The 19246-nt window shown below is 65.5% G+C and carries 24 protein-coding genes; 13 read left to right on the forward strand and 11 right to left on the reverse strand.

Annotated elements, in window-relative coordinates:
- The first annotated feature begins 153 nt into the window (after positions 1–153).
- The 4 genes from GGC65_RS10000 (at position 154) to GGC65_RS10015 (ending at position 4337) form a co-directional block, all read left to right on the forward strand.
- Positions 154–1974, forward strand: coding sequence for a gamma-glutamyltransferase family protein (locus GGC65_RS10000; RefSeq protein ID WP_192647012.1), 1821 nt, complete (start codon positions 154–156; stop codon positions 1972–1974).
- Positions 1975–2343: 369 nt separating this feature from the next.
- Positions 2344–2778 (forward strand): PilZ domain-containing protein, encoded by a 435-nt coding sequence (locus tag GGC65_RS10005; protein WP_192647013.1) that lies wholly within the window; start codon positions 2344–2346, stop codon positions 2776–2778.
- 462 nt (positions 2779–3240) lie between these two features.
- Positions 3241–3522: a hypothetical protein gene (locus GGC65_RS10010; protein ID WP_192647014.1), complete on the forward strand. Its 282-nt coding sequence runs from the start codon at positions 3241–3243 to the stop codon at positions 3520–3522.
- Positions 3522–4337: a ferredoxin--NADP reductase gene (locus tag GGC65_RS10015; protein WP_192647015.1), complete on the forward strand. Its 816-nt coding sequence runs from the start codon at positions 3522–3524 to the stop codon at positions 4335–4337. Before GGC65_RS10010 ends, GGC65_RS10015 begins: the two co-directional genes overlap by 1 nt.
- A 12-nt stretch (positions 4338–4349) precedes the next feature.
- On the opposite strand, the gene GGC65_RS10020 is transcribed toward GGC65_RS10015, so the two are convergent.
- Positions 4350–5762: a M20/M25/M40 family metallo-hydrolase gene (locus GGC65_RS10020; protein WP_192647016.1), complete on the reverse strand. Its 1413-nt coding sequence runs from the start codon at positions 5760–5762 to the stop codon at positions 4350–4352.
- 133 nt (positions 5763–5895) lie between these two features.
- On the opposite strand from GGC65_RS10020, the gene GGC65_RS10025 reads away from it, so the two are divergent.
- From GGC65_RS10025 to GGC65_RS10035, 3 genes are read left to right on the forward strand one after another with little or no spacing between them, the layout of a single operon-like run.
- Positions 5896–6519 (forward strand): lysophospholipid acyltransferase family protein, encoded by a 624-nt coding sequence (locus tag GGC65_RS10025; protein ID WP_225941117.1) that lies wholly within the window; start codon positions 5896–5898, stop codon positions 6517–6519.
- Complete coding sequence (locus GGC65_RS10030) at positions 6516–7334, forward strand: DUF1295 domain-containing protein (RefSeq protein ID WP_192647018.1); 819 nt, start codon at positions 6516–6518, stop codon at positions 7332–7334. Before GGC65_RS10025 ends, GGC65_RS10030 begins: the two co-directional genes overlap by 4 nt.
- Complete coding sequence (locus tag GGC65_RS10035) at positions 7310–7714, forward strand: ribose-phosphate pyrophosphokinase (protein ID WP_192647019.1); 405 nt, start codon at positions 7310–7312, stop codon at positions 7712–7714. Before GGC65_RS10030 ends, GGC65_RS10035 begins: the two co-directional genes overlap by 25 nt.
- Positions 7715–7739: 25 nt before the next feature.
- On the opposite strand, the gene GGC65_RS10040 is transcribed toward GGC65_RS10035, so the two are convergent.
- Together GGC65_RS10040 and GGC65_RS10045 are read right to left on the reverse strand one after the other, a co-directional pair.
- Entirely contained in the window at positions 7740–8810 is a 1071-nt protein-coding gene (locus GGC65_RS10040) for an alpha/beta hydrolase family protein (protein WP_192647020.1), read from the reverse strand.
- Positions 8811–9740 (reverse strand): isopenicillin N synthase family dioxygenase, encoded by a 930-nt coding sequence (locus tag GGC65_RS10045; protein ID WP_192647021.1) that lies wholly within the window; start codon positions 9738–9740, stop codon positions 8811–8813. It lies immediately after the preceding gene.
- Between the two features lie 134 nt (positions 9741–9874).
- On the opposite strand from GGC65_RS10045, the gene GGC65_RS10050 reads away from it, so the two are divergent.
- Positions 9875–10300 carry an EVE domain-containing protein gene (locus GGC65_RS10050; protein ID WP_192647022.1) on the forward strand — a complete coding sequence of 142 codons (426 nt, stop codon included), beginning with the start codon at positions 9875–9877 and terminating at the stop codon, positions 10298–10300.
- A gap of 21 nt (positions 10301–10321) precedes the next feature.
- Here GGC65_RS10050 and GGC65_RS10055 read toward each other — a convergent pair whose 3' ends face one another.
- The 8 genes from GGC65_RS10055 to GGC65_RS10090 all read right to left on the reverse strand — a co-directional run bounded on the left by GGC65_RS10055 (position 10322) and on the right by GGC65_RS10090 (position 15304).
- Complete coding sequence (locus GGC65_RS10055) at positions 10322–10648, reverse strand: PilZ domain-containing protein (RefSeq protein ID WP_192647023.1); 327 nt, start codon at positions 10646–10648, stop codon at positions 10322–10324.
- Positions 10649–10732: 84 nt separating this feature from the next.
- Positions 10733–11320, reverse strand: a complete 588-nt coding sequence (locus GGC65_RS10060) for an SOS response-associated peptidase family protein (RefSeq protein ID WP_192647024.1) — start codon at positions 11318–11320, stop codon at positions 10733–10735.
- Between the two features lie 2 nt (positions 11321–11322).
- Positions 11323–11721 (reverse strand): alternative ribosome rescue aminoacyl-tRNA hydrolase ArfB, encoded by a 399-nt coding sequence (gene arfB, locus GGC65_RS10065; RefSeq protein ID WP_192647025.1) that lies wholly within the window; start codon positions 11719–11721, stop codon positions 11323–11325.
- Positions 11714–12397: an RluA family pseudouridine synthase gene (locus GGC65_RS10070; RefSeq protein ID WP_192647026.1), complete on the reverse strand. Its 684-nt coding sequence runs from the start codon at positions 12395–12397 to the stop codon at positions 11714–11716. Before GGC65_RS10070 ends, arfB begins: the two co-directional genes overlap by 8 nt.
- 24 nt (positions 12398–12421) lie before the next feature.
- Positions 12422–13222: a DODA-type extradiol aromatic ring-opening family dioxygenase gene (locus GGC65_RS10075; RefSeq protein ID WP_192647027.1), complete on the reverse strand. Its 801-nt coding sequence runs from the start codon at positions 13220–13222 to the stop codon at positions 12422–12424.
- 4 nt (positions 13223–13226) lie between these two features.
- Positions 13227–13829, reverse strand: a complete 603-nt coding sequence (gene wrbA / locus GGC65_RS10080) for an NAD(P)H:quinone oxidoreductase (protein WP_192647028.1) — start codon at positions 13827–13829, stop codon at positions 13227–13229.
- A 65-nt stretch (positions 13830–13894) separates the two neighbouring features.
- A complete protein-coding gene (locus tag GGC65_RS10085; protein ID WP_192647029.1) occupies positions 13895–14491 on the reverse strand; it encodes an FMN-dependent NADH-azoreductase in 597 nt (198 codons plus the stop codon).
- Positions 14492–14608: 117 nt separating this feature from the next.
- The gene (locus tag GGC65_RS10090) at positions 14609–15304 is read right to left on the reverse strand and encodes a pirin family protein (RefSeq protein WP_192647030.1); all 696 of its coding nucleotides are present in this window, start codon (positions 15302–15304) and stop codon (positions 14609–14611) included.
- Positions 15305–15445: 141 nt separating this feature from the next.
- On the opposite strand from GGC65_RS10090, the gene GGC65_RS10095 reads away from it, so the two are divergent.
- The 5 genes from GGC65_RS10095 (at position 15446) to GGC65_RS10115 (ending at position 19173) form a co-directional block, all read left to right on the forward strand.
- Positions 15446–16393 (forward strand): LysR family transcriptional regulator, encoded by a 948-nt coding sequence (locus tag GGC65_RS10095; protein WP_192647031.1) that lies wholly within the window; start codon positions 15446–15448, stop codon positions 16391–16393.
- A 180-nt stretch (positions 16394–16573) separates the two neighbouring features.
- Positions 16574–17281 (forward strand): response regulator transcription factor CtrA, encoded by a 708-nt coding sequence (gene ctrA / locus GGC65_RS10100; RefSeq protein ID WP_037513859.1) that lies wholly within the window; start codon positions 16574–16576, stop codon positions 17279–17281.
- A 136-nt stretch (positions 17282–17417) separates the two neighbouring features.
- The gene (locus GGC65_RS10105) at positions 17418–17999 is read left to right on the forward strand and encodes an SRPBCC family protein (RefSeq protein WP_192647032.1); all 582 of its coding nucleotides are present in this window, start codon (positions 17418–17420) and stop codon (positions 17997–17999) included.
- Positions 18000–18277: 278 nt separating this feature from the next.
- The gene (locus GGC65_RS10110) at positions 18278–18550 is read left to right on the forward strand and encodes a PadR family transcriptional regulator (protein WP_192647033.1); all 273 of its coding nucleotides are present in this window, start codon (positions 18278–18280) and stop codon (positions 18548–18550) included.
- A 20-nt stretch (positions 18551–18570) separates the two neighbouring features.
- A complete protein-coding gene (locus GGC65_RS10115; RefSeq protein ID WP_192647034.1) occupies positions 18571–19173 on the forward strand; it encodes a hypothetical protein in 603 nt (200 codons plus the stop codon).
- The last annotated feature ends 73 nt before the right edge of the window (positions 19174–19246 follow it).

Consider the following 19246-nt stretch of genomic DNA (forward strand, 5'->3'; position numbering starts at 1 on the left):
CCCGCCCGTGCCCCGGCACGCGGCGGGCCTTTTGCTGCGCGCCGTCCGCGAGCCGTCGCCGCGCGCCGCTTTACCGTATCAGATACCGATTCCGGTCTTGCCATCGCCGGCGCTTCCCGCAAAACCGGCCCTTTCCAAGGGGGAGCCGAGCCCATGCATCGCCGTACACTTCTGACCGCCGTTCCTGCCGCGGCCTTGCTGCCCGCCGTCGGGGTCGCGCGAGCGGCGAGCGCTCCCGCTGCGCCCTCCGTCTGGGACGCGGGCGCCGACCGCTTCCTTCGCCCCGACGTCCAGGGCGGCGACCGCCCGGTCGGCGCCAGCTTCGCGTCGCGTACCGCCGCTTACGGATTGAACGGCGCCGCAGGGACCGCGCACCCCCTCGCGACGCAGGCCGGGATCGACATATTGAAGCGCGGCGGGTCGGCGGTCGATGCCGCGATCGCGATCAACGCCTGCCTCGGCCTGCTCGAACCGACCGCGAACGGCATCGGCGGCGACGTCTATGCGATGATCTGGGACCCGAAAGCGAAGAAACTCGCCGGGCTTGCGGGTTCGGGCAAGAGCCCCCGCGCGCTCGATCTCGCGACGGTGCGCAGCCGCGCCAAGGGCGGCACCCTGCCCGCCTATGGCGCGATCAGCGTGTCGGTGCCGGGCGCGGTCGACGGCTGGTGGACGATGCACCAGCGTTACGGCAAGCTGCCGTGGAAGGAATTGTTCGAGCCCGTCATCGCGCACGCCGAGGCCGGGGCGCCCGTCCCCGACATGATCGCTTATTATATCCGCCGTAGCCTCGCCGGTTTCCGGCAGCCCGGCCGCGGGATCGAGGAAATCGACAATGCGATGCGCACCTATGGTCTCGCCGACGGCAAGGGACCGACGGCAGGGCAGGTTTTCCGCAACCCCGACCTCGCGCGCACCTTCCGCCTGATCGCCGAGGGCGGCCGCGACGCCTTTTACGAAGGCGAGATCGCGCGCACGATCGACACCTATTTCAAACGGATCGGCGGCTGGCTGCGCTACGAGGATATGAAGGCGCACAAGTCCGAATGGATCGAGCCGCACAAGACCGGCTATCGCGGCACCGACGTCTATGCGCTCGGCGCGAACACGCAGGGCATTGCGACGCTGCAGATGCTCAACATCCTCGAGAATTTCGACCTGAAGGGCGCGGGCTTCCAGTCGGCGCTGTCGATCCATCTGCAGGCCGAAGCGAAGCGCCTCGCCTATGAGGATCGCGCCCGCTATTACGCCGATCCGCATTTCGCCAAGGTGCCCGTCGAGTGGCTGATCTCGAAGGAGTATGCCGCCGAGCGCGCGAAGTTGATCCGCCCTGACCGCCTGCTCACCCCGGTCCATCCGGGGCAGGCGCCGAGCCGCGGCGACACCACCTATTTCAGCTGCGCCGACAAGGACGGGATGATGGTGTCGATGATCCAGTCGAACTTTCGCGGCATGGGGTCGGGGCTGGTCGCCGACGGCCTCGGCTTCATGTTCCAGGATCGCGGGCAGCTCTTCAGCCTGCAGGACGGGCACCCCAACATCTATGCGCCCGGCAAGCGGCCCTTCCAGACCATCATCCCGGGCTTCGCGGCGCGGGGCGATGTGCCCTGGATGAGCTTCGGCGTCATGGGCGGCGACATGCAGCCGCAGGGACAGGCGCAGATCGTCATCAACCGCGTCGACTATGGGCTCGAAATCCAGGCGGCGGGCGACTCACCGCGCTGGCATCACGAGGGATCGTCCGAAACGATGGGCGAGGATTCGCCCGGACTCGGCGCGGCCGGCGTGCTGCGGCTCGAAAATGGCGTGCCCGAAGCCAGCCGCCGGAAGCTCGCCGACATCGGGTGGACGCTGGGCGAATCCGACGGCGGTTTCGGGCGCTATCAATGCGTCGAACACCGCATGGACGGCGATACGCGCGTCTATGCAGCGGCGAGCGAGATGCGTGCCGACGGCTGTGCCCTGGCCTATTGAGCGGATCCCGGCGGCGTGCAGAGTCTTGTGCGAACCCCGCCATCGGCGGAGCAGCCCGCTGTTTCGCGCTAACGGTTAAGAATGCCTCTGCCGGCCGCGCCCGTCAGTGTCGCGCCGGCCGCCGGCCCATCCGGGCGGCCCGGCAACGGCGCTTGCCTCCGCGGACTTTAACATATGATAATTTTTGCGCCGTTTCAGTGCTTTCGGCCGGCCGCCCGCGTAAATATCGCGGCATAATCCGGCCCGATGGCCCGCGAAAATTATCAAACACGCTATACGAAAATTTACCTTCCTCATTTAGGACCGGCATCGGGACCAATCAGATAAACCGTCCGAGGTGGGAATCGGGCGGCAGTTGTTGAGTCGCGCATGTCGAATCCCGAGGCCTCCCCTGCCTCCCCGGCCCCAGATGAGAAGCGCCAGCCGCGACAATCGCGCCTGGTCAAGGCAGCGCTCGCGTGCCAGCGACTCGGCCAGTTCGATGTCACCATCCGCAATGTTTCGCTGACCGGCGTCGGCGGCCAGGGTCCGCATGCCCTGCAGATCGGCGAGCGGATCACCGTCTTCCTTCCCGGCCATGAAGCGATGCTCGGCACGGTGCGTTGGGTCGCGGGCAACCGCTTTGGGATCGAAACCGACAAGCAGGTCGAAACGGTGCGCCTGCGCGCCGCGCACAACGATCAACTCGTCACCGCGGACAGCAAGGCCGAATTCCAGATTGTCCCGGCCCCGAAAATGTCGACCTGGCGCCCGGGGCTGTCGCGCGCCACAAGCCTGCCCGGACATTTTGGCGTGAAGCGCTGACGGGCGTCGGCTTTGGGGTGGGAAGCTGCCATCGCTTCACTCCCACTTCGTCATCCCGGACTTGATCCGGGATCCCGCTTTTTGACGCGCAGATTGCCTTCGATCTCAAGCGGGACCCCGGATCAAGTCCGGGGTGACGATGAAAGGTACGGAAGCTTCCGGTCGTTTGCTGCCTCCCCCAAGCCATAGCAAATCCCACTCGGTGCATTTTCAGAATTGCAAATGACTCGCAATAACATATAAGCTCGCCAGCGCCGCATCCCGCGTACGCTGGAAAGGGCACCAATGTACGCCTTTATCGACCGCCCGGTGGAGAGCCTTGGCAACAGCGGACGCTTCCTGCTCTGGGCGATGCGCGGTTGGGTTTGTGCCGCCGAGCGCGGGCAATGTCCGCCACAACGCTTGCATCGCGGCTTCGTCGCTGTAAATGCCGCGGGCGCGCTGCCCGACTTCCATGTCGCGATGGCGCTGATCGGCAGCGACGCGGTCGAAACCTTGCTGCTCGCGCCGATGCCATGCCTCCAGATTTCAGAGGATGAAGCAATTCTGCTTGGACTCTGGCGCGATATTTCGCTTGGGGACGTGGCAAATGCCCGCGCGACACTGGCCTTGCTGGCCGAGGGAGACAGCGTCGGTCCGATCGTCAAAGCGATGGGCGCGGCGATCGACAGGCTGGTCGCGGCGGGATTCGATATGTCGGCCCTCGCGGCCGGCACCATGACACATCAGGAAAGTTCAAAGTGATGAGTGACCGTATTGCCGAAGCCGCCAAGCTGGCCCCCTCCGCCTCGCTGACTGTCGAGGAGGTGCGTTCGGTGCGCCACTGGAACGAACATCTGTTCAGCTTCACGATCACCCGCCCGCCGAGCTTCCGTTTCCGCTCGGGCGAATTCGTGATGATCGGGCTGCCCGGCGAAGGCCGTCCGCTGCTCCGCGCTTACTCGATCGCGAGCCCCGCTTATGCCGACGAGCTCGAATTCCTGTCGATCAAGGTGCCCGACGGCCCGCTGACCTCGCGCCTCCAGCTGATCCAACCGGGCGACCCGGTCTATCTCGGCCGCAAGCCGACCGGCACGCTCGTCGCCGACGCGCTGACCCCGGGGCGGCGCCTGTTCATGCTCTCCACGGGCACCGGCCTTGCGCCCTTCCTCAGCCTCGCGCGTGATCCCGATATCTATGAGCGGTTCAACCAGATCGTGATCGTCCATTGCGTGCGGCAGGTCAGCGACCTCGCCTTCCGCGACGAGCTCGAAAGCCAGCTCGCGGGCGACCCGCTGGTGCAGGATCAGGCGCTGCTGCAGTTCCACTATCTGCCAACGGTGACGCGCGAGCCGTTCCGCACGACGGGCCGCATCGACGCGCTGATCGACGATGGTTCGCTGTTCGGCCACCCGCTGACCGGGCCGACCGCCTTCGATCCCGCCACCGACCGCATCATGATGTGCGGCAGCATGGCGATGATCCGCGACCTGCAGGCCCGCTTCGAGGAATTGGGCTTCAAGGAAGGGTCGAACGCGTCGCCCGGCGACTTCGTGATCGAGCGCGCGTTCGTCGGCTAAAGCCAAGTCCTATCAGGGCTTGTCGGCATAGGCCTTCACCAGGTCGAACATATAGTCGCGGCCGACATAGACCGAGCGCACTTCCATGCGTTCGTTGAGGCCGTGTGCCCCATTGCCGTCGGCGTCGCCCCACATGCCGGGGATGCCATAGGTCGGGATACCGACGGCGCCGAGGAAGGTGGCGTCGGTATAGCCGTTGGCCATCGACGGGATCACCTTCAGCCCCGGCCAATATTTATCGACGAGCTTTTGCATCGGGCCGATGATTTTCGGGTCGAGCGGCGGCGCGGGCGGCGCGGGGCGCTTGGGCGGCAATTGGGTAATCGCAACACCGGGGTCGCCGATCACCTTCGCCAGTTCATCCTTGATCGATTCGATGCTGTGCCCCGGAAAAATGCGGCAATTGATGTTCGCGCCCGCGCGCTGCGGCAACGCGTTGGGGGCGTGGCCGCCGTCGAGCAAGGTCGCGACGCAGGTGGTGCGCAAATTGCTGTGGAGGAAGGGATCCTTGTTGACGATCGCCTCGGCGGCCTTGTCGGCGGGGTTTTTGGCAAGCGCGACCATCGCCTTGCCGGTCTCGTCGCCGCGCGCGGCGCCGGCCTCGGCAAAGAAGCGCCGCGTTGTGTCGGTCATCTCGACCGGGAAATCGTAATCGTCGACCTTTGTCAGCGCGCGGGCGAGTTCATAGATGGCATTGTCGGGCACCGGCGCCGAGCTGTGGCCGCCGGGGTTGCGCGTTTCGAGGCGGAAATTGGCGAAGGTCTTTTCGCCGACCTGCACCGACTGGCCGAGCACCTTGCCCTTTCCGTCGCTGTCGCCGCCGCCGCCTTCGTTGAGCGCGAATTCGGCGTCGATCAGCTCGCGCTTGTTCGCGGCGAGCCATTCGACGCCGTTGAACGCGCCATTGGTTTCCTCGCCGCAGGTCAGCGCGACCTTGACCGTCCGCTTGGGTTTATAGCCGGCCTTCTGGAAGCGGATCAGCGTGTCGACCCACACCGCCGCCTGCGCCTTATCGTCGGCGGTGCCGCGGCCATAGAAATAGCCATTCTCCTCGACCATCACGAACGGGTCGCGTTCCCAGTCGGCGCGCTTCGCCTCGACGACGTCGATATGCGCGACGAGCAGGATCGGCTTCGCGGTCTTGCTGGTGCCCGGATAAACGGCGACAAGGCCGCCTTCTTTCGGATTTTCGGGGGTCGCAAACAAAGTCAGTTGGCTTTCGGGGATGCCCGCCGCCTTCAGCCGCGTCGCCATGCGTTCGGCGGCGAGCGTGCAGCTACCCGACGACAAGGTGGTGTTGGTTTCGACCAGCTCCTTGTAAAGATCGCGGAACGCGAGCTGGTCGGGGCGCGGCTGCGCCTCGGCGGCGATTGCGGGCGCGGCAAACAGCATGGCGGACGCCAGCAGGGCGGACAGCGACTTCATTATTTTCTCCCCTGTTTCGTGGAGGAAGGGAGCAGAAAGACCGGGCGGCCGCAAGCCCGCGATGCGCGCCCCCTTGCGCGGCGAAGGGCTTTCGCGCAATCCGGCCCGAGGGAGAGGACCAAGCGTGACGAATATGCATGACGACCCGCCGGGGCTGGTAGCGCGCGCGGTGCGCCGCCTGCTTCTGTTGCTGTACCGGATGCGCGGATGGAAAGCGGTGGGTGAGGTGCCCGAACCACGACGCTTCGTCCTGATCGCGGCGCCGCACACGAGCAACTGGGATTTCGTCAACTTCCTCGGCCTGACCGCAGATCTTAAAATCCGGCCCTTTTTCATGGCGAAACTGTCCTTGTTCCGCTGGCCGATCGGCGGCTTTATCCGCCAGATGGGGGGCGTCCCGGTCGATCGCCGCGGTGGCGGCAATGTCGTGCAACAGATGGTCGACGAATTTGCGCGGCGCGCCGAATTCATGCTCACCGTCGCCCCCGAGGGAACCCGCGGCAAGGCGGCGAAGTGGCGCACCGGCTTTTACCAGATCGCCATGGCGGCAAAGGTACCGCTCGTCGTCGGCTTCATGGACTATGGCACCAAGACCGGCGGCCTCGGGCCACTCATCTGGCCGACGGGCGACTTTCGCGCCGACATGTTGAAGGTTTTTGAGATATATAGGAACCATAGCGCTCGATTCCCCGAGCGCCAGGCGCGCTCGATCGATGATATCGTCGGCGTCGATGAGGTACCGGACATGCGCGCATGAGTGATGCCCTTTTGCTGCTTGCGATCAACTTCGGCGGGTTGCTCGCCATGATCCTGTTGATGTGGGGCATTGCGACATTGATCCGCGACGTGTCGTTCATTGACGCCTTCTGGGCGTTCGGCATGGTGCTGCTGGCATGGGGCACATGGTGGCAGGTCGGCGCGGAAGGGGCGCACGCCAAGCTGCTGCTCGGACTTACCTCATTATGGGGGCTGCGGCTCGCGATCCATCTGACGATCCGCTGGGCGACGCATGGCGAAGATCCGCGCTACAAGAAGATCCTGGCGGGTTCGATGGAGAAGCGGAAGTGGAGCTGGGCGCAGACCGCGCTGGTCATGGTATTCCTGACGCAGGCACCGCTGCTCTTCGTCACCTGCCTGCCTGCGCAGATCGGCATCTGGGCGAGCGCCACGGCTCCGGACGGCAGCGTCGGCGCGCTCGGATGGATCGGTGCAGTGGCGGCGCTCATCGGCATTGCGTTCGAGAGCATCGGCGACGCGCAGCTCGACGCCTTTCGCAAAAACCCGGCGAACAAGGGCAAGGTGCTCGACACCGGCCTGTGGCGCTACACGCGCCATCCCAATTATTTCGGCGACGCGCTGGCGTGGTGGGGAATCTGGCTCGTTGTCGCCGACCTCGGCTGGGCGCCCGCGCTCGCGAGCATAATCGGGCCGATCTTCCTGACCTTCACCCTCACCCGGTGGTCGGGCAAGGCCCTGCTCGAAAAAGGGCTGCGCAAGTCGCGGCCCGACTATGCCGACTATATCGCGCGCACGTCCGGATTCATTCCATGGCCGCCAAAGACCAAGGCATAGGCGCGGAGGCGACCGCCGCCGACGTCAGCGCGCTCGGCGACGCGCCGCGTATCCGCGCAATCTTGACTGCAGCGGCGCGCGAGGGGCGCAGCGTCAGCTATTCCGAGTTGCTCGGCGATCTGGGCTTTCGCTTCACGCGGCCCAAGATGCGCGCGGTGTGCCGGACACTCGAGGAGGTCGACCGGCTTTGCGCGATGGACGGCGAGCCCGATCTTGCGGTGCTGCTCGTGCGCGAAAGCGACCGCCTGCCGGGGCAAGGCTGGTGGGTCGGCGGGACGGCGCTGCTGCTCGGCTACGACGGTCCGTGGGAAGGGCCGGCGGCCGCACGGTTTATTCGGGGACAGCAGCAGCTGGCATTCGACTATTGGGCAGAAAGATAGGCAGCAGCCGACGGAGTCGGGACCGTCAGTTTCCCACGAGCCCCTGCGCAGCAAGCCAGCTCGCCAAAAGCGCGAAATACTCCGGCGAATCCGGACTTTCGGTGCCGTCATTCTTGGGATCGAGCGTCGTTTTGAGGTCGGCCGACATTTCCATCGCATGATCCGCGCCGGCGATCACATGCACCTGCATCTTCGGCATTCGCGACGCAATGCTCTTCAGCCGCTGTGCCGAATCGGCGACGGGCACCACCGCGTCGTCGGCGCCGTAGAGGACGAGCGTCGGGACCGTGACCGCTTCGAGATTCTTCAGCGGATCATTCTCGATCTCCTTGCGCCAGCCGGAGACTTCGCGGTCGCGGAAGGTTTCGCCCATATAGAGATATTTGAACCACGGCTTCGTCTTGATCCCGTCGAGCTTTGCCTGCGCATCGGCGCGGGTCACGGTGCCGCGCATATAGCCGTCGACGGCCTTCCGCGCCGCCACCATCTGGTCGATGTCGGCCTGCGAATAGCCATTGGCCTTGAGGTGGTTCGTCGAGGAAAAGATCATCTGGACGTCGGCGGTGACGACCGGCGCCGACACCGCGATGACGAAGGCGATATCGGGGCTTCGCGACGCGGCGAGCGGCGAAATCCAGCCGCCCTGGCTCAGCCCCCATGTCCCGATGCGGCGCGGATCGATGCGCGGATCGGCTTTGAGATGCTTCACCGCGGCGATCGCATCATCGGCGAGGATCGTGAAATTGCCGCCAGCGGTTTCCGAACCCGACTCACCCGATCCACGCCGGTCATAGGCAAAGACCGCGATGCCCAGCGCGGGCAGGATCGTCTTCAGATGATCGTAGAGCGACGCCCCGCGCAGCGGCGACGACGCGCTGTGCGTCACGACGATCGCGGCGACCGGTTTGCCGCTGCGCGGCAAATAAAGCGTCCCCGACAGCTCGGCATCGCCGCTTTTGAAGCGGCTGCTCTCTGTCACGACTTCGGTTGTAGCGGGCGCGCTCCATGGCAGGCTCGGCGGCTTCGGCGCGGCCATGGCTGCTTGCAGCGAAGCGAGGCTCGCGAAGAACGCGAGCAGACCGCCGGCCCGACGCATTTACTTCTTCAGCCCGATCTCGCGCAGCCGCTCCTGCAGATATTCGTCGGCGGTGATCGGCGTCGGATAGAGGTTCGGGTGCGAGGCGTCGACGCAGCTTTCGAGCGTTTCGATCGGATAGTCCGAGCGGAAGTGCAGGAAGAAGGGCATCGAGTAGCGCGCAACGCTGGCGCGGCCCGCGTCGGGATTGCGGACGCGGTGGGTGGTCGAGGGCAGCTTGTTGTTGGTAAGCCGCTGCAGCATGTCGCCGACATTGACCGCCATCGCCCCCGGCGGCGGCGAGACGGGAAGCCAGCTGCCGTCCTTGTCGAGAATTTCGAGCCCGGCCTCTTCGGCGCCGAGCAGCAAGGTGATCGTGTTGATATCCTCATGCGCCTCGGCGCGGATGCCCTTGGCGGGCGCTTCGACTGGCGGATAATGGAGCAGGCGCATCACGCTGTTGCCGTCGGCGACGGTGTCGTCGAAGAAATCGGGCGCGAGGCCGAGGTAGCGCGCGATGCCCGACAGGAGCCGACCGCCGACGCGGTCGAATTCGGCGAAGAGCTTGTCGTAGGCGGTGCGAAAGCCGTCGACCTCGGTAGGCCAGACATTGTTCGGCTGCTGCGCGGCGAGGCGGTGGCCCGCGGGCAGGTCGCGGCCGACGTGCCAGAATTCCTTGAGGTCGACTTCCTTCGCGCCCTTGGCAATCTCGGTCCCGAACGGGGTGTAGCCGCGCGCGCCGCCGCCGCCGGCGATATGATAGGCGCGCTTGGTTTCCTCGGGCAGCGCGAAAAAGGCCTTCGCCTTGGTCCAGGCTTCGTCGATCAGCGCGGGGTCGATGCCATGATCGGTGATCATCGCGAAGCCGAAGCGTTCGAACGACGCCCCGAAATCCTTTGCGAACTGGTCGGCGGGGAGCGACATGGAAATGACGGGAACGGCAGCGGTCATGAAAGATAAGTCCATTTGATAAGGGGCGGCGCCCGTCGGGGCGCGTCATGAGTCGCGATTTAGGCGCTGCCCGCCCGCGATTAAAGGGAAAAAGGCGGTTTCGTCCCGCGCGCCGCTCGGCTAAGCCCGCCGCCATGGCAAAGCAATATTGGCTGATGAAATCCGAACCCGACGCCTATCCGTGGGAGCAACTCGTGCGGGAAGGCACTGGGATGTGGGACGGGGTGCGCAATCACACCGCGAAACTGAACCTGATGGCGATGAAAGTCGGCGACGAGGCGCTCTTTTATCACAGCAATATTGGCAAGGAATGCGTGGGGATCATGCGCGTAACCGAAACCGCCTCGCCCGATCCGACCGCCGAAGAGGGCTCGCCCTGGGTCATCGTTCGGGTCTCGCCGGTGCGCGCGCTGAAGCATCCGGTGACGCTCGCGGCGATCAAGGCCGACCCGGCGCTGGCCGACATGGACCTGATCCGCCAGTCGCGGCTGTCGGTCGGGCGCGTGACGCCCGCCGAGTGGAAGCATATCCTGAAGAAGTCGGAGAAGCCCGAGGGCTGAGCCAGCGCGTAATGCGGGCGTTTATTTCGCCAGCTTCGCCCGCAAATGGTCGGCGACCGAGGGATGCAGCGGATTGGTGAATTCGCAGCCGTAATTATTGCCGTCCTGCCGGCGCACCACGGCCTCCATCGGTTGCAGCCCGGGCAGGTTTACCCAGATATGCTTGCCGATCGCCTGGCGCGAAAAGGTGAACATACGGAATCCGTTCGCCGACAGGTCGAACAGCTCGGCGTCGAACGGGTTTGAACCTGCTTCACGAAAACGGGCGCGCCCGTCGATCGACGTGCGCTCGGCGCGGCGCGCTGGCGTGGGCGCCTTTTTGACCCCGATGGTGCGATTTCCCAACACTGCTTTGGTCCCAGCGTAGTTTTGATTCGCCGCTTTTACGCCGCCGTTGGTTACCTCAAAGTGAAGGAATATGGTGAAATTCTCTTATACTGGCGGCCGGTCACCGACCGTCATCAAGTGGCTGGGGAAGGGCGTGACGAGTTGCACCGCGTCGCGCCATTCGGCGGTCAGCCAGCGCTCATGATCCTCTGCATGCAGGATCAGCGGCATCGCGCCGGGGGCGAGGCGTTCGAGCAGCCCGTTCGGATCGGTCGTCAGCAGCGCGAAGCCCGGCCAATCCTCATTCTGGCGCTGGATGCCGGCGAAAGCGAAGATCGGCCGGCCCGAAATCGACGCCCAGCGCTGGCGCTTCGCACCCGCCGGCCCCGACCACAGGGCAAAGCTTGTCGCCGGGACCAGGCAACGCAATTCGGGATGGCGCAGCGTACCGATCCAGAAGGGGCTCGACAGGTTGCGGACCGTCGCGACGGGCTGTGTGCCCTGCGGCGGCGGCGGGACACCCCACAGCTTCGGACGCAGGTAACGGCGCGGTCCGCCGCGGCTGTCGGGCGCGATCACCGGCGCGGGACGGCCGGGCGTGACATAGTCGCCCGTCCAGGGGTCATCGCCCGCATCGACGCCGAAAACGTCCGAAATCTGCGCGGCGGCGGCATCGAGCCGGTAGAGCTGCATGCTTAGTCGACGCGCACGCGGCCGCGGCCGGCCTTGACCGAACTCCGCGCCTTCTTGGTATCGACGCGCTTCGCCTTGGCCGCCTTGCTGGGCTTGGTCTTGATCCGCCGTTCGGGACGGACGAGCGCGGCGTCGACCAGTTCGTTCAGCCGCGCACGCGCGTCGGCGCGATTGGCTTCCTGCGTGCGGAAACTGCGTGCGAGGATGACGAGTTCGCCCGCGGCGGTCATCTTGCTTCCCGCAAGTGCCTTCAGCCGCCGATAGGCATCGGGCGCGAGCCCCAGTGCAAAAACGTCGACGCGCAGCTGGCACGCGGTCGCGACCTTGTTGACATTCTGGCCCCCCGGACCCGACCCAGCGAGGAACTTCTCGCTGATCGCACTTTCGGGGATCTCAGCCACGCGTCGGCTCCGCTCCCTCCGGCGCCGCGAAGCCCAGCGCGATAAAGCTGTCGGGGAACGGTGCCTCGGCAATTATTGACGGCTTGACGTCACGTTTTACGACCAGCCGTTCGGCGTGGAGCAGGGTGCGCGTTTTCGTGCCGCCACGTCCGTAAACGGGATCGCCGACGAGCGGAAAACCGAGCCCTTCGAGCGCGTGGACGCGCAGCTGGTGGGTGCGGCCGGTTTCGGGGCGGAAGCGCAGCAGGCTGCGGTCGCCGACGACGGCGAGTTTTTCCCAATGCGAGACCGACGGCTTGCCTTTCGGGTCGCCAACCATGCGCCAGCCCTCTTCGGCAGTCGAGACCTTGGCGAGCGCGATATCGATCGTGCCGCTGTCGCCCTCGGGCACGCCGTCGACGATCGCGAGATATTGCTTTTCGACCTCACGGCCTTCGAAGGCGCGCGTGAAGCGGCCATGCGCCTTGGGATTGCGCGCAAGCAGCAGGCAGCCCGAGGTGTCGCGGTCGAGCCGATGGACGGCGAGCGGCCAGCGCTTGAAACCGAAGCGCAAGGAATCGAGATGGTTTTCAAGGCTGAGGCTGCCGTCGCGCGGCGCGTCGACGGGAAGCCCCGCCGGTTTGTCGATGACGAGGGCTTCGCCATCGAGGAAAAGGATGCGGTCTGAAAGGAGCATGGCGCGCTATAGGCGGCCTGCCCCTTAGTCGAAAGCGTAAACATCCATCGCGAGCAGCCCATAGGTGACGCTGTGGTGCAGGCGTTCGGCATGGAGGGCGGTCCCGCCTGCTCCCATCGCGACGAACAGCGGCAATATATGGTCGGGCGTCGGATGGTTGTCGGCGCCGTGCGGCGCGCGTTCGACGCTGTGGAGCACGTCGTCGACCACGCCGGCCGCCATGCGGTCGGCGACCCAGTCGGTGAAGTCGGTGACCCATGCCGGCGCCGGGGCGTCGATCGGCAGGCGCGCCGAGAAGAGCGCCCGGAGGTTGTGCGTGATGCTGCCCGATCCGACAATCAACACGCCGTCGTCGCGCAAAGGCACAAGCGCCTGTCCGAGCGCATAATGCCATTCGGGCGAAGCGTTCGACGCAATCGAGAGCTGGACCACCGGGATGTCCGCCTCGGGGTATACGAGCGACAGTGGCACCCATGCGCCATGGTCGAGGCCGCGCTCGGGATCGGCGGTGACGGAGAGGCCATGTCCCGCGAGCAATTCGACGACGCGCTCCGCCAACGCCGGATCGCCCGGCGCCGGATAGCGCATCGCGAAAAGCTCGTCGGGAAAGCCACCAAAGTCGTGGATCGTAGGTGGCGCGGGCGATGCGGTGACGGTCGCACGGCCGCCCTGATACGCGGCATCGTGATGCGCCGACACGACGAGGATCGCGCGCGGACGCGGCAATTGGCTACCCAGCCCGGCGAGGAAAGTCCGCGCCGGGCTGGGCTCGAGCGCCATCATCGGCGAGCCATGCGAAAGGAAAAGGCTCGGGAGACGGCGCATCGGTTCAGGCGATCAGCTTGGCGGCGGTGCGTGCCACGCGGTCGCCGAGATAGCGGGCACCGGCGAGGTCGGCCTCGCCCGGCTGGCGCGATCCGTCGGCACCGGCGATCGTCGTCGCGCCATAGGGTGCGCCGCCCTTCACTTCTTCGACACCCATCTGGCCGGCAAAGCCATAATCGAGCCCGACGATCGTCATGCCGAAGTGGATGAGGTTGGTGAGGACCGAAAAGAGCGTCGTTTCCTGACCGCCATGCTGCGACCCGGTCGAGGTGAAGGCCGCACCGACCTTGCCATTCAGCTTGCCCTGCGCCCAGACGCCGCCGGCGGTGTCCCAGAAGCTCGCCATCTGGCTCGACATGCGGCCGAAGCGCGTCGGCGTGCCGACGACGATCGCGTCGTAATCGGCGAGTTCATTGGGGTCGCTCAGCAGCGGGTGCGCGGTGTCGGTCTTGAAGCCCGCGGCCTGAACGACCGCGGCGGGGGCGGTTTCCGCAACGCGGCGGATGTCGACCTCGGCGCCCGCGGCGCGCGCGCCCTCGGCGACGGCGTCGGCCATCTGTTCGACATGCCCATAGCTCGAATAATAAAGCACCAGTACCTTGGCCATCATCCAGTCCTTTCGTTCAAATGAAGCCGCCGCCGCGGGAGGAAGGCGCGGCGGCGGCAGGGAGATCAGGCGGCCTGCTTCAGACCGTCGATTGCGGTGGTCGCCTGGTTGATCGCTTCGCCGTTCATCATCTGCTGGTCGGCGGCGATGATGTGGACATCGGTGATGCCGACGAAGCCGAGCACGTGGCGCAGATAGCCGGTGGCGAAATCATAGTCGCTGCCGACGGGGACACCGCCCGAGGTGACGACGAGATAGGCCTTCTTGCCCTTTAGCAGGCCTTCGGGGCCGGCTTCGGTATAGCGGAAGGTCTTGCGGGCGCGTGCGATGAGGTCGATCCACGCCTTCAGCGCAGCGGGAATGCTGAAATTATAGATGGGCACGCCGATGACGATCGTGTCGGCGGCTTCGAGTTCGGCGATCATCTCGTCCGATGCGGCGAGCGCGGCTTTCTGGTCGTCCGAACGGTCGGCATCGTCGGTGAAATTGGCGCCGACCCAGTTTTCGGTCAGCAATGCCGGCGGGGTGTTGGCGAGGTCGCGGTGGGTAACGGCGGCCCCATAGCCCTGTTCGACCAGACGGGTCACGAGCTGGTCGGTCAGCTGGCGGCTCGTCGAACCGGCATGGCGGGCACTCGAATCGATGCGGAGAATATGGCTCATCTTGCTGCTCCTTGGATTGCACTGGGAGGGAGGGGTGCCGCGAGTTCCGGGGGAAACTCGCGGCACAGGGTGGATCGCCGCCGAGGGAGGGGTTTGGCGGCGACCCGGGGGGCTTCGTCAGAGGCTGTCCACGAGCACCAGTTCGGCGTCGTCGAGCGCTTCGACCGTGATCGTGCCGACATCGCGGAGTGCGATGCCGTCGCGGGGGTCGGCATCCGTGCCATTGACGCGGATGCGGCCCTTGGCGGCGACCAGATAGGCGTGGCGCCCGGCTTCGAGGTCGTAAGAGACGCTTGTCCCGGCGTTCACCGTTGCTGCGGCGACACGGGCATTGGCACGGATCGGCAGGGCTTCGTCGCCCTCGATGCCGCTGGCGAGCGTCACAAACTGTCCCGACCGGTCGGCCTTGGGGAATTGGCGCGCGCCCCAGCCGGGATTGCCGCCATCACGGTCGGGCATGATCCAGATCTGGAACAGCGTCGTTTCCTCATCCTCGAGGTTGAACTCGCTGTGCGTCACGCCGGTGCCGGCGCTCATGACCTGGACATCGCCCGCTGCGGTGCGGCCGCTGTTGCCCATGGAGTCGCGGTGCGTGATCGCGCCGGTGCGGACATAGGTGATGATTTCCATGTCGCGGTGCGGGTGCGGGGGGAAACCCGACTGCGCCGCGATGGCATCATCGTTCCAGACGCGCAGCGCGCCCCAGCCCATCCGCTTCGGATCGTGATAATTGGCGAACGAAAAGTGATGACGGGCGTCGAGCCAGCCGTGGTTGGCGTGGCCCAGCGTGTCGAATTTGCGGATATCGATCATTGGCCTTGTCCTTATCCTTGTCACCGCCCCGGCATTTTTCAGTGCCCGGCGGCGTTCATCTGTTGAGGACAAAATAGTCATTGGGATCGTTTCGAAAATAGCATAGATGGAAAACCATCGTTTCCAATCAGGAGCTATTGCGTGGCACTTCCCGACTATGAAGGCTGGGCCTGTTTTGTGGCTGTCGCCGACGGCGGCAGCTTTACCGCCGCGGCGGCTTCGCTCGGCCTATCGAAGGCAAGCGTGTCGAAGGCGGTGACGCGGCTCGAGGCGTCGCTCGGCATCACCCTGCTGCACAGGAGCTCGCGCGTCGTCGCGGTGTCGACCGCGGGCGCGGGGCTACTTGACGAGGCGCGCGCGATGGTGGTGGCGGCGACCGCGGCGACCGAAGCGGCGCGCGGCGACCGCATCGACCTCGCGGGCCCGATCCGCCTCGCGGCGCCGATGAGCTTCGGGATCAAGGTGCTCGGCCCGCCGCTCGCCGCGTTCCTCGAACAGCATCCGGCGGTCGAGATCGAGGTGCTGCTGAGCGATGCACGCCACGACCCGGTCGCCGAGGGGATCGACCTGACGCTGCGCATCGCGCCGCTCGCCGATTCGAGCCTACTCGCGCGCACGATCGCCCCGGTCGCGGCGTCGGTGATCGCCAGCCCCGGCTATCTGGAGAAGCATGGCACGCCGAAACATCCGCTCGAACTCGCGGGCCACCGGCTGATCGGATACGGTCACCGGCAGCGCGCGATGCCGCTGCACTTCCATCGCAAGGGCGAGGAGGCGACCGTGCTGCCGACCGGGCCGCTGTTTGCCAACAATGGCGACGTGGCGGTGCCGCTGGTGGTTGCCGGCGTGGGAATCGCCGCGCTGCCCGACTTCATCGCCGCCGAGGCGCTGGCGTCGGGCGCGGTCGTCCCGATCCTGACCGACTGGTCGCTCCCGCAGTCGCACCTGCACCTTCTCTCGCCGCCGTCACGCCTCCGCCCCGCACGCGTGCGCGCGCTCTCGGACCATCTCGTCGACACGCTGAAGATGTCCTGTACCGGGGCACATGACCGCTATGTGACGCTTCACCATGACCGCAAAACGGCCTGAACCACTGTTGCAAAATGGCCGCGACTCGCGGACTTCTGCGGGTTAAATCAAAATTAACCTTTTCCCTTCATTAGTTTCGTGGTTAATGTTCCGGCAGTCCTGCAACGGGGGGTTGGTCGGTGACATCCTTGATGGTCACGCGATCGGTTCGCGGGATTATCGTGGAAAAAGGGGTGCCCAATGCGCGTACTGCTGATCGAGGACGAGCCGACGACCGCGAAAGCGATCGACACGATGCTCACGACCGAAGGCTTCAATGTCTATACCACCGATCTCGGTGAGGAAGGCTTGGATCTCGGCAAGCTCTATGATTACGACATCATCCTGCTCGACCTGAACCTGCCCGACATGCACGGATACGACGTGCTGAAAAAGCTCCGCACCGCGAAGGTGCAGACGCCGGTGCTGATCCTGTCGGGCATTTCGGAAATGGATTCGAAGGTGCGCTCGTTCGGCTTTGGCGCCGACGATTATGTCACCAAACCGTTCCACCGCGACGAGCTGGTCGCCCGCATCCATGCGGTCGTCCGCCGGTCGAAGGGTCACAGCCAGAGCGTCATCAAGACGGGCAAGCTGGCGGTCAATCTCGACACCAAGACGGTCGAGGTCGATACGACGCGCGTGCATCTGACCGGCAAGGAATATCAGATGCTCGAGCTGCTTTCGCTCCGCAAGGGCACGACGCTGACCAAGGAAATGTTCCTGAACCACCTTTATGGCGGCATGGACGAGCCCGAACTCAAGATCATCGACGTCTTCATCTGCAAGCTGCGCAAGAAACTCGCGCTCGCCTGCCACGGTGAAAATTATATCGAGACGGTCTGGGGCCGCGGCTACGTCCTTCGCGACATCGACGACGAAGGCAATGAAGTGCGCCGCGTCGCCTGAGGCGTAACGCTTCGCAAGATTTACCGAGGGAAGCCGGCGCGGAGCGATCCGCGCCGGTTTTCTTTTGTGCGGAGCCAAACGCGCCGTCGCCCTGCGTCCGATTGCGCGGGTCGCAGGCGGTGTTAGACTGCCCGCGATGATCAGGCGAACCATGACCCTTGCGTTTGTCGTCGCCGCCTTTGCGGCCGTCACGGAGCCTGGTGCAGCCGCGACCGGGGCGGTACGCGTCACGACCTCGATCGAAGCGGATATGTCGCGCACCATGGTCCATGAAGTGCTGGTCGATGCACCAGTGGCGGACGTGTGGACCGCGATCTCGACCCCGCAGGGCTGGATGAGCTGGGCGGTGCCCGCGGCGTGGATCTCGCCGGCCGATCCAGACATACTCGAAACCAGTTACGACCGCACCGAGGCTCCGGGCGGCCCGGGGACGGTCCAGCAGCGGTTCGTGGCGCGGATCCCCGGGCGCCTGCTCGTGTTCCGCACGATCAAGGCGCCTGCGGGATTTCCGCATTGGGAAACCTATCGCGGTGTCACCAGCCTGTTCGAGATCGAGCCTGCGGGGCGCCAGACCCGCGTACGACTGACCTCGACGGGCTATCCCGACAATGATGCCGGCCGGGCGCTGATCGCCTTCTTCGAGCGCGGCAACGCCCAGACGCTGGAAAACCTCCAGCGCCGTTTCGTGACCGGGCCGGTGGATTGGGAAAAGCGCTGACCCGCACGCGCGATGGCTGCGACCGGAAGGGACCGCCCCACTTCGAATATCGCAAAACTTCGCTCTTTATCCAGCAGGCATTCCGCCTCGACCGCGGACAAAAGGCACGACTGTACCAGTCGATGGATCGCACCCGACTGCGCAATCGCGGCGCCGGAAACGGGCCGTCAACGCGCCAGAGTCGCACGCTACCACGACCCGTCAGCAGAAGCCTTGACAGATAACTCTACATATGTGACTTTTAGTACATGGTTCGATCGCGACGCCCTTCGAAGCAGATGTTGCTCCTTCTCTATGCGCTTTCGGTGCGCACCCAGCAGTGGCGGCACGGCTATGAGCTGATGAAGGAGACCGGCCTTCAATCGGGGACGCTCTATCCGCTGCTGATGCGCATGTCCGAGCAGGGCCTGGTCGAGGCCGAGTGGCGCGAGCCGGAGCGGCCGGGTCGCCCGGCCCGTCACGCCTATCGCCTGACCGCGGCTGGCGTGACGCTGGCGCGGGAAGTGGCGCCGGCAGCAGGTGCATTCGCCCCGGAGTTTATACGCGCATGAGAACGCCCGTCGCCCGAGCCATGATGACGCTGGCCACAGCTTGCATGGAAGAGAAGCATCGCGAATGGGGGCTCGCCATGCAGGCCGAGCTCGAAGAGGCAATCGACGCCGGCAAGCCGCTGCGCTTTGCATTCGGTTGTCTGGTCGCCGCGTTGCGCAGGATGCCGGTGCATAATGAGGGGCGCTTCAGCTTGACGGCGCACGCCTTCGCGCTCGGGCTACTGATCCCCGTTGCCGCGCTTCAGATCGGCCTCGCACTATTCGGCTTTCCGCACACGCTGGCCCGCGGCAGCGCCCTGACCTCGGGTCAGAACGCCCTTCTCGCCGGCACCTATCATGCCACGATTCCGTTGCTGGTGGTGCTCATGCTGGTGCTCGCGATCGGGCATTTGGGAATGGCATGGTTGCTACTGAATCGCGACTGGCCGCGCGTCGTCAAGGCGGGCGCGCTGACGCTGTCGACGACGATTGCCATCGTGACGTTCATGGCGGTGCTGAACCTTGAGATCGACCAAGCCCTGCTGCAAGGCGCCATTCTTGTGGTTGAACTGGCGGTGCTGGCAGGGCTGGCATCGTGGCACACCGATTTACCGCAACCCGCCGAGGCCGACCCCGCGGCCTGACAACCGCCCGGAAGGACACCACTGACTGACCGCACGGCCGCGTGCCGATGCGCGGCCGTGCGCCTGTCGCATG

Origin of the sequence: Sphingopyxis sp. OAS728 (assembly GCF_014873485.1) — a bacterium.
Taxonomy (GTDB): Bacteria; Pseudomonadota; Alphaproteobacteria; order Sphingomonadales; family Sphingomonadaceae; genus Sphingopyxis.